Annotated in this window: 9 protein-coding genes; 2 read left to right on the top strand and 7 right to left on the bottom strand. The window is 67.4% G+C overall.

Features of this window, described 5'->3' with window-relative positions:
• A partial coding sequence (locus KDJ86_RS20435; RefSeq protein WP_291750267.1) for a hypothetical protein occupies positions 1-537 on the top strand: 537 nt, incomplete at its 5' end.
• Between the two features lie 111 nt (positions 538-648).
• Here KDJ86_RS20435 and KDJ86_RS20430 read toward each other — a convergent pair.
• From KDJ86_RS20430 to KDJ86_RS20415, 4 genes are all read right to left on the bottom strand, one after another.
• A complete protein-coding gene (locus tag KDJ86_RS20430; protein WP_291750264.1) occupies positions 649-1,194 on the bottom strand; it encodes an ABC-type transport auxiliary lipoprotein family protein in 546 nt (181 codons plus the stop codon).
• 109 nt (positions 1,195-1,303) lie between these two features.
• Positions 1,304-2,722, bottom strand: a complete 1,419-nt coding sequence (locus KDJ86_RS20425) for an MlaD family protein (RefSeq protein ID WP_291750261.1) — start codon at positions 2,720-2,722, stop codon at positions 1,304-1,306.
• Positions 2,723-2,733: 11 nt separating this feature from the next.
• Positions 2,734-3,537, bottom strand: coding sequence for an ABC transporter ATP-binding protein (locus tag KDJ86_RS20420; RefSeq protein ID WP_291750260.1), 804 nt, complete (start codon positions 3,535-3,537; stop codon positions 2,734-2,736).
• 2 nt (positions 3,538-3,539) lie between these two features.
• Positions 3,540-4,685 (bottom strand): ABC transporter permease, encoded by a 1,146-nt coding sequence (locus KDJ86_RS20415; RefSeq protein ID WP_291750258.1) that lies wholly within the window; start codon positions 4,683-4,685, stop codon positions 3,540-3,542.
• A gap of 114 nt (positions 4,686-4,799) precedes the next feature.
• Here KDJ86_RS20415 and dgcA point away from each other — a divergent pair, with 114 nt between their 5' ends.
• A complete protein-coding gene (dgcA, locus tag KDJ86_RS20410) occupies positions 4,800-5,783 on the top strand; it encodes an N-acetyl-D-Glu racemase DgcA (RefSeq protein WP_291750256.1) in 984 nt (327 codons plus the stop codon).
• Between the two features lie 15 nt (positions 5,784-5,798).
• On the opposite strand, the gene KDJ86_RS20405 is transcribed toward dgcA, so the two are convergent.
• From KDJ86_RS20405 to KDJ86_RS20395, 3 genes are read right to left on the bottom strand one after another with little or no spacing between them, the layout of a single operon-like run.
• Positions 5,799-6,785 carry a threonine ammonia-lyase gene (locus tag KDJ86_RS20405; protein WP_291750254.1) on the bottom strand — a complete coding sequence of 329 codons (987 nt, stop codon included), beginning with the start codon at positions 6,783-6,785 and terminating at the stop codon, positions 5,799-5,801.
• 12 nt (positions 6,786-6,797) lie between these two features.
• A complete protein-coding gene (locus KDJ86_RS20400) occupies positions 6,798-7,844 on the bottom strand; it encodes a glycosyltransferase family 4 protein (RefSeq protein WP_291750251.1) in 1,047 nt (348 codons plus the stop codon).
• Entirely contained in the window at positions 7,841-8,662 is an 822-nt protein-coding gene (locus tag KDJ86_RS20395) for a UDP-2,3-diacylglucosamine diphosphatase (RefSeq protein ID WP_291750248.1), read from the bottom strand. Before KDJ86_RS20395 ends, KDJ86_RS20400 begins: the two co-directional genes overlap by 4 nt.
• Positions 8,663-8,767 lie beyond the last annotated feature (105 nt).

Below are 8,767 nucleotides of genomic sequence, written 5' to 3'. Positions count from 1 at the left end.
CCGGTCCCGGTCGAAGCGGCGCCACCTCCGCCCCCGCCCGCCGGCGAGGAGGCTCCGCGGCAGGAGCATGAGGAAGCGGCGCGCAGCGAAGGCGGCTGGGTCTCCGACCTCCTCCGCCGGGCCTCGCGCGACGAGGGCGAAGCGCCCGCGCCGAAGCCCGCCGAGGTGAACGGCAACGGCGCCAATGTCGATGCCGACCAGCCGCTCAATGCCCTTTCGGTGGATATCGCCCGGGCCATCGACCACGATGCGTCGGTCGAGCTTTGGGCGCGTCACGCGCGCGGCGAGCAGAACCTGTTCACCCGCCGGCTCTACACCCTGCAGGGGCAGCAGACCTTCGACGAGATCCGCAAGAAGTATCAGCGCGACGAGAAGTTCCGCACCGCGGTCGATCGTTACGTCTCGGATTTCGAGAAGCTGCTGGCGGAGGTTGCCCGCAAGAACAAGAACGACAAGAACGCGAGCAACGCCTACCTGATCTCCGACACCGGCAAGGTCTATACGATGCTCGCCCACGCGAGCGGTCGCTTCGACTGATCCCGGCCGTATCCTGACCAGGCAAAAGGCGCCCTGCGGGGCGCCTTTTTTTCGTTGGGACCTGCAATCCGCGCGAGTGGCGGGCTTGCCCGGAAGCGCGAAGCGCCCGGCTCAGATCACCGAGAGTGTCCAGCGAACCAGTTCGACAAGTACCTGGGAAAGCGCCGCGTCGACCCCGGCAACGACGCCCTCGGCGGTGTCCTCGGAGACCGAGGCATCCCCGGTGATCGTCCGGGTCGCGACGATCCGGCCGTTTCGGTCATCCATGATCTTCACCGCCACCTCGATATGGGCGAAGCCGCCCGCGACCCCGTCGGTCCGGTACTCGAAGGAGCGGATATTGGTCAGGATCTGGTAGTCGATGCTCAGCCCTTCGCCAGGCCGCCCGACTGCCTTGGCTCGCTTCGACTTCTCGAAGGCCTCGATTGCCTTGGCCTGATAGACCTTCGGCATCCGGTCCGGCCACTGGGCATCGGGATAGTAGGAAAGCCGCGGGCCGGTGGCGACGACGATCCGCTCGCTGTCGAGGGTCTTCAGGGCGCTCGGCTCGGGAATCAGGATCTGGGCCGCGGTTCCGGCCTTCGTCGGGACCGAGCTCGGTCCGATCAGGTCAAAGGTCTCCGGCGGCGGCCCGCTGAACAGGCTGCACCCGGCCACCAGCAAAGCAAGAGCCAGCGGCGGCAGTCGCTTGAACCACCTCGTGAAACGTCCCCGCAACGTCAACCGGGCCCCCTCAAACGCGCCGTCCTGCGCCCGCCCCCTGCACTCACCGGCGATTGTACTCGCGCACACCGGAATTGCCACCAAAGACCGCGCCTCCCGGATTGCGCGAGAATTCCCCGATCGCACGGTCGATACGCGCGACGGAAGCCCGCAATTCCTGCACCAGGGCATTGATGTCCTTCAGCCCGCGATCGGAGAATTGTGCGATGCCTCCGACAATCGTTCCCGCCTGGGCATCGAGCTTTGCCGTGATCTGGCGAATCGATCTGGCCGCGGCGGTCGCCTCCTGGAAGAAATTCTTCCCCTCCTCGCCGGAGCCGCCGAGGAAGTCATTCGCCTTGCCGAGCACGGCGTCGAGCTTCTCCGACGTCCCCTTCAACCGCTCGGACAGATCCTTGGCGTTGGCGACGATCTTGTTCAGGTCGTCCTTGCGGGCATTGAGATTCTCGGTGAAGACCGACGCATTCGCCGCCACCTCCTTGGCGCTCGCCACGGTCGCCTTGGCGTCCGCCACGAGGCTGTCGATGTCGGGCGACGCCGTCTTGAGCTTGTCGGTGAAGGCGCTGATATTGTCGACCGCCGAGGCGATCTTCTCACGGTCGATCCCGTCGACCACGCCCTGGACGTCGGCAAGCGTCTTGTTCAGCCCCTCGGAGAACCTGGCGATATCGTCGGCGACGCCTTTGACCTTGCCGGTGATTTCCTTGATGTCGGCCGTCGAATCGGCGACCGCCGCGACCAGCCGGTCGGCATTCTCGACGACCGACGAGACCCGCTCGGGATCAACCGCCGAGATGATGTTATTCGCCTTGTCGACGACGGCGACGAGGCGATCCGACAACTGCGCAACCGTGTCCGACATGTCCGAGACATTGTCGAGGAATCCCTGGATCCCGTCGGTGTTGCTGGCAAGGGCCCCGGTGAACCGCTCGACATTCTGTGCCGTCTTGGTGATCGCGTCCTCGTTCTTGGCGATGAATTCATCGACCCGCGAGACGATGCCCTCGACCTTGACGATCGCCGAACTGGCGGCGCCGATCACGTCGCTGAGCGCCGACTTGCTGCCGATGATCTTCGGCGGCTGGGCTTCGAAGACGCTCTGTGCCGCGGCGGTGCCGCCCGACATCTCGATATAGGCCACGCCGGTCAACAGGTTCGAGCCGACTTCGGCGCGGGAATCGACCTTGATCGGCGTATCGACGCGGACATCCGCCGTCACCAGGACGATATTCGGATCGGCGGGGTCGAAGGCGAGGCTTGAGACGTTGCCGACCTTGATGCCGGCAAAATAGACCGCGCTTCCCGGGGCGAGGCCGCCCACGGTCCCCTCGAACTCGAAATAGACGGTCGAGCGGATACCGGTCTCGTCCAGCCGCTTCAGCCAGTAGACGAAGCCGAAGGCAAGCACGATCACCACCAGGGTGAAGGCTCCGATGATTGCGTATCTTGCCCTGGTCTCCATCCACTATCGCCCTAGGCCGTTATTCCGCGCGCCCTGGTGCCGCGAAAATAGCTGCGCACCCACGGATGGTCGAATTCCAGCATATCCGAGAACGGGCCCTCGATGAGGACACGCTTGTCCGCCAGCACGGCGATTCGGTCGCAAACCGTGTGCAGGCTATCGAGGTCGTGCGTCACCATAAAGACCGTCAACCCGAGACTCTCGCTGAGCGTGGCAATCAGGTCGTCGAAATCCGCCGCGCCGATCGGGTCGAGACCGGAGGTCGGCTCGTCGAGGAAGACGATATCCGGGTCGAGGGCCAGCGCCCGCGCCAGGCCGGCGCGCTTGGTCATGCCGCCAGAAAGCTCCGCCGGGAATTTCAGCGCCGCGTCGGGCGGCAGGCCGACGAGTTCGATCTTCAGCCGGGCGAGTTCGTCCATCATCCGCTGCGAGAGCCTGAGATGCTCCCGCATCGGCACCTGGACGTTCTGGAGCACGTTGAGCGACGAAAACAATGCGCCCTGCTGGAAAAGCACGCCAAGCCGCTGGTCGACCCGCTCGCGGTCCGCGGCGCTCGCCGTCTCGAGGTCGACGCCGAGGATCTCGATGGTGCCGGCCCGCTTCGGGATCAGGCCGAGAATCGTCCGCAGCAGCACCGTCTTGCCCGTGCCGGAAGCCCCGACGACGCCGAGAATCTCGCCGCGATAGGCGTCCAGATCGAGATTCTCCAGCACGGCGGCATCGTCGAATCCGGCGGTCAGCCCGCGCACGCGGATCACCACGTCCTCGTCGAGGCGTTGTCTGTCGTTTCCGCCGTTGATGCCGTTCGCCGCCATGGTCAGTAGTCGATTGCCGCGAAAAAGATGGCGAAAATGCCGTCCGCGACGATCACCATGAAAATCGCCTTGACCACCGAGGAGGTCGTATGGCGGCCGAGCGACTCGGCGCTGCCTTGGACATTCAGCCCCTCGTTGGCGGCGATCAGGCCGACGATCAGCCCCATGAACGGCGCCTTGATGATGCCGACCATCAGGGTGCTCATGTCGACGGCGTCGCGCAGAAGCAGCACGAAGCGCTGGAAGGCCATGTCGCCATAGATGAAGGCGACGAAAGCGCCGCCGATGAGTCCGCAGATGTCGGAAACGAAGGTCAGCAGCGGCAGCGCGATGATCAGCGCCAGCAGCCGCGGCATGATCAGCACCTCGATCGGATCGAGGCCGATGACCTTCAGCGCGTCGAGCTCCTCACGCATCTTCATCGAGCCGATCTCGGCGGTATAGGCGCTGCCCGACCGGCCGGCGAGCAGGATCGCGGTCAGCAGCACGCCGAGTTCGCGCAGGACCAGGATGCCGACCAGGTCGACGACGAAATCCTCGGCGCCGAAGAACTTGAGCTGGAAGACGCCCTGCTGGGCGATGATGCCGCCGATCAGGAAGGAGATCAGCGCGACGATCGGTACCGCCTGCAGGCCGGAGCGGTCGAGGTGATAGACGATCGAGGTGAGGCGGAAGCGCGACGGCCGCAGGAAACCGCTGAGCAATCCGCCGACAACCCCGCCGAGGATACCGAGCGCCTGGACGACATCGGCACCGGCATTGACGGTCGACCGGCCGGTCTGCTCGAGCAGTTGCAGCAGCATCGACCGGCGCGGCGGCATCTCGACGGGAATGTCCCGTGCCCGTTCGACGGCGGCGAGGAGCCGCTGCGTATTCTCCGACGCGCCGGTGATCTCCACCGAATCGCCGACCGCCGCGAGTTCGGTCTCGATCCGCGTGACCAGCCAGGCGCCGGCCGTGTCGATCCTTTCGATGCCTGACAGGTCGAGGATCACCGGCCCGCGGGTCTCCCGGACGACCTGGGCGATGCGCGGCTCGAGCCGGGAAACCGCGCCGATCAGCCATAGTCCGCCGGCAGCGACGCGCGTCGCGTTGCCGACCATGTCGCGATCGAGCGTCGCCTGCGAAACCGTCTCTTGATCCGCCATGAAGTCGCGTCTGATCCCCGGCGCGACGTCCTTGAGGCTTGCGCGCCCGGCCCCTACTGTCCGGGGCGGAGTGTGCCTGTGAAGCCCGGACGCGGCAAGCCGAAGACCCTGTAAATGCAAAGAACCCTTGAGGTTACCGTGGAACACTGGCCGATCGCCGGTCGTTTCGCCATTTCCCGCGGCGCCAGGACCGAGGCGGTCGTCGTCGTCGCCTCGATCTGGAGCGACGGCGTGCTCGGCCGCGGCGAATCGGTTCCCTATCCCCGCTACGGCGAAACGCCCGACGGCGTGAAAGCGGCGGTCGAGGCGATGGGCGGCTCGGTTGCCGACGGCCTCGACCGCGCGGCGCTTCTCGCTGCGATGCCGCCCGGTGCCGCCCGCAACGCCATCGACTGTGCCCTCTGGGACCTCGAGGCGAAGCTGTCCGGCACGCCGGCCTCCACCCTCGCGGGCGTCCAACCCCTCCGGCCGGTCGAGACCGCCTTCACGATCAGCCTCGACACGCCGGAGGCGATGGCCGAGGCCGCCCGCCGGGCGAGCGAGCGGCCGCTCCTCAAGATCAAGCTCGGCGCCGATGGCGATCCGGAGCGTCTCGCCGCGGTCCGCGCGGCCGTCCCGCGGGCGAGGCTGATCGCCGACGCCAACGAAGGCTGGTCGGCGGCCAATTTCGCGGCGAATATGGAAGCCTCTGCGGCAGCCGGCGTCGAACTCGTCGAACAGCCGCTGCCGGCCGGCGATGACGCGCTGCTGGCCGGCGCCGCCCGCCGTGTCCCGGTCTGTGCCGACGAAAGCCTCCATGTCGCGTCGGATCTCGCCCCGCTCCGCGGCCGCTATGACGCGGTCAATATCAAGCTCGACAAGACCGGCGGCCTGACCGAAGCGCTGGCGACGGCATCGGCCGCGCGTGATCTCGGCTTCAAGGTGATGGTCGGCTGCATGGTGTCGACCTCGCTCGCCATGGCGCCGGCGACGCTGCTCGCCCAGACCGCCGATTTCGTCGATCTCGACGGCCCGTTGCTGCTTGCCGCCGACCGCCAGCCGGGGCTGGTCTATCGCGGCAGCCTGCTTTCGCCGCCCGAAGGCAAGCTCTGGGGGTGAAGGCTCGAGCCTCCGTCAACCCTGGGCGAGCGCCTGGACGAGCACGGCCACGTCGACATTGCCGCCGGAGAGCACCGCCACCATCGTCCGGCCGGCGCAATCGACCTGGCCGGACAGGAGCGCGGCGAGCGCGACGCCGCCGCCCGGTTCCACCACCAGCTTCAGCTCGTGGAAAGCGTGGGCAACGGCGGCCAGCGCCGCCCCGTCGTCGACCGAAACGGCTTCCGCGCCGTTCGCCCTGTTGATGGCGAAGCCGATCGCTCCCGGCGCCGGCGCCATCAGCGCATCGCAGACCGATCCGGTGCTGCCGGCATTGGCGACGATCCGCCCGTCATGCAGCGACCGGCCGTAATCGTCGAAGTCGCGCGGCTCGACCAGAACGACCCGGCAATCCGGAAACCGGGCGCGTGTCGCCAGCCCGACGCCCGACGACAGGCCGCCGCCGCCGCAAGGAACCAGCACGGCGTCCGGGGCGAGGCCGAGCGTCTCCATCGCCTCGTTGATTTCGCAGCCCACTGTCCCCTGCCCGGCGATGACATAAGGGTCATTGTAGGGATGGATCAGGATCGCGCCGGTCCGCTCTACGAGCTCGGCGGCGATCGCGTCCCGGTCGCCCGTCGCGCGGTCATAGGTGAGGACCGTCGCGCCACTCCGCGCGGTCCGGCTGAGCTTGGTCGCCGGTGCGTCGGCCGGCATGACGATGGTGGCCGCTACACCGAACAGGCGCGCCGCCTCGGCGACGCCCTGGGCATGGTTCCCCGAGGAGACGGCGACCACGCCCCGCTCCCGCGCCGCCTCGCCATGCGCCGCGATGGCGTTGCAGGCACCACGGAACTTGAACGACCCGGTGCGCTGCAGGGTCTCGCATTTCAGCAGGATGCGGCCGCCGAGCTGCTCGTTGAGCCATGCGCTCTCGATCAGTGGCGTGACGCTCGCCCGTCCGGCTATGCGCTCGGCGGCGAGGCGGATGTCTTCGATGGTCGGCGCGGGCGTATCGTTCATGCCCGGCGGGTATCAGGGCGCCGCCGCCGCCGCAAGGGCCGGCACCTGACAGTCGAGCCCCTGTGCCGACACCACGTTGCCGAGGAACTGGAGGGCGCAGGCCCGCCAGCCATGGCCCAGCGCGAATTGCCGGCAGCCATCACGGGAAATCGACAGCGCTTCCCGAGCCGCCCTCCCGAGGTCCTCGTCAAGCACGCCGACGCCCGAATCGCCGATGACATCCGCCGGCCCCGGAACCGGGAAGGCGGCGACCGGCAGCCCGGAGGCGAGCGCCTCGAGAAGCACGATTCCATAGGTGTCCGTGCGACTCGGAAAGACGAAGACGTCGGCGCGGGCATAGGCCTCGGCCAGCGGCTCGCCGGTCAGCGTTCCCGCGAAATCGACGTCGGGATAGGCCTTCCGCATCTCCGCCAGGGCCGGTCCGTCGCCGACCACCCGCTTGATGCCGGGCAGGTCGAGATCGAGAAAGGCACGGATATTCTTCTCGACCGCGACCCGGCCAACGAACAGGAAGACCGGCCGGAGGTCGTCAGCCGACCGCAGGCCCGGACGCGGACGGAAGAGCTCGGCATCGACGCCGCGCGACCAGCGCATCAGGTGCTCGAAGCCGCGCTCCGAAAGCTCGGTCTCCAGCGTCCTGGTCGCCACCATGCAGCCGCGGCCGGCATTGTGGAATCGCCGCAGCACGGCATAGCTGACCCGCGGCGGGATCGGCATCCGCGCCGCGAGATATTCCGGGAAGCGGGTATGGAAGGAGGTCGTGAAGGGACGGCCCGTCGCGAGGCACCATCGCCGGATCGCGTAGCCGATCGGCCCCTCGGTGGCGATATGCACCGCATCCGGCCGCATCGCGGCGGCCCTGGCGGCGATCTTGCCCGGCAAGGCCAGCGCCAGCCGGATCTCGGGATAGGTCGGCATCGCCATGGTGCGGAAACCGCCCGGCGTCAGCATCGACACCTCGACGCCGACGGCGGTCAATTCCTCGCCGACCCGCTCCAGCGTCCGCACGACGCCATTGACCTGCGGCCGCCAGGCATCCGTCGCGATGAGAAGCCTCACTCGGCCGCCTCGGCCACGAACCGCTCCTCTTCGATGTCCTCGCCGTCGTCGTCGGTCGTCCCGTCGCGCCTCTCGGTCCAGCGGATGATCTCCAGCCGGCCATCGTGGTGTTCGATGACGGCGGTGCAGCTTTCCACCCAGTCGCCGGTATTCACGTACTGGAAGCCGTCGAGATCGGCGATGCGGGCGTGATGGATATGGCCGCATACGACACCATCCGCCCCCACCCGCTTCGCTTCCTTGGCCAGCGCCTCCTCGAAGGCGCCGATATAGTTCACGGCATTCTTGACCTTGAGCTTCAGCCACGCCGACAGCGACCAGTAGCCGAGACCGAGGCGCCGCCTTGCCCGGTTGAAGCTGGTATTGAGGGCGAGCACCGTCGAATAGGCGCCGGCGCCGAGATGCGCGAGCCAGCGCGCATGCCGGACGACCACATCGAAATCGTCGCCATGAATGACCAGCAACCGCCGCCCGTCCGCCGTCTCGTGGAGCGTGCGGTCCATCACCTCGACGCCCCCGAAATGGGTGCCGACATAGTCCCGCAGGAAGTCGTCGTGGTTGCCCGGCACATAGACGATGCGCGAGCCCTTGCGACCCTTGCGCAGCAGCTTCTGGACGACGTCGTTATGTTCCTGCGGCCAGTACCAGCCGCGCTTCAGCCGCCAGCCGTCGACAATGTCGCCGACCAGGTAGATCGTCTCGGCATCGTGGTAGCGCAGGAAGTCGAGAAGCAGCCCCGCCTGGCAGCCCTTGCAGCCGAGATGCACATCGGAAATGAACAGCGTCCTGACGTGCCGGGGAGCCGATGGGGCAAGCATCGCCGCGCCCTCCGCTTCTTGTCTGACCTGCCCGGCATGTAGCTGATTCGAAAGACAGTTCTGTGACGGATCGCTGACCGCTGCGCGACGATATTGACGACCCGG

The sequence above is a fragment of the Bauldia sp. genome, assembly GCF_020442045.1.
In the GTDB taxonomy this organism is placed as follows: domain Bacteria; phylum Pseudomonadota; class Alphaproteobacteria; order Rhizobiales; family Kaistiaceae; genus Bauldia.
This window is presented reverse-complemented; position numbering and strand designations above follow the sequence as displayed.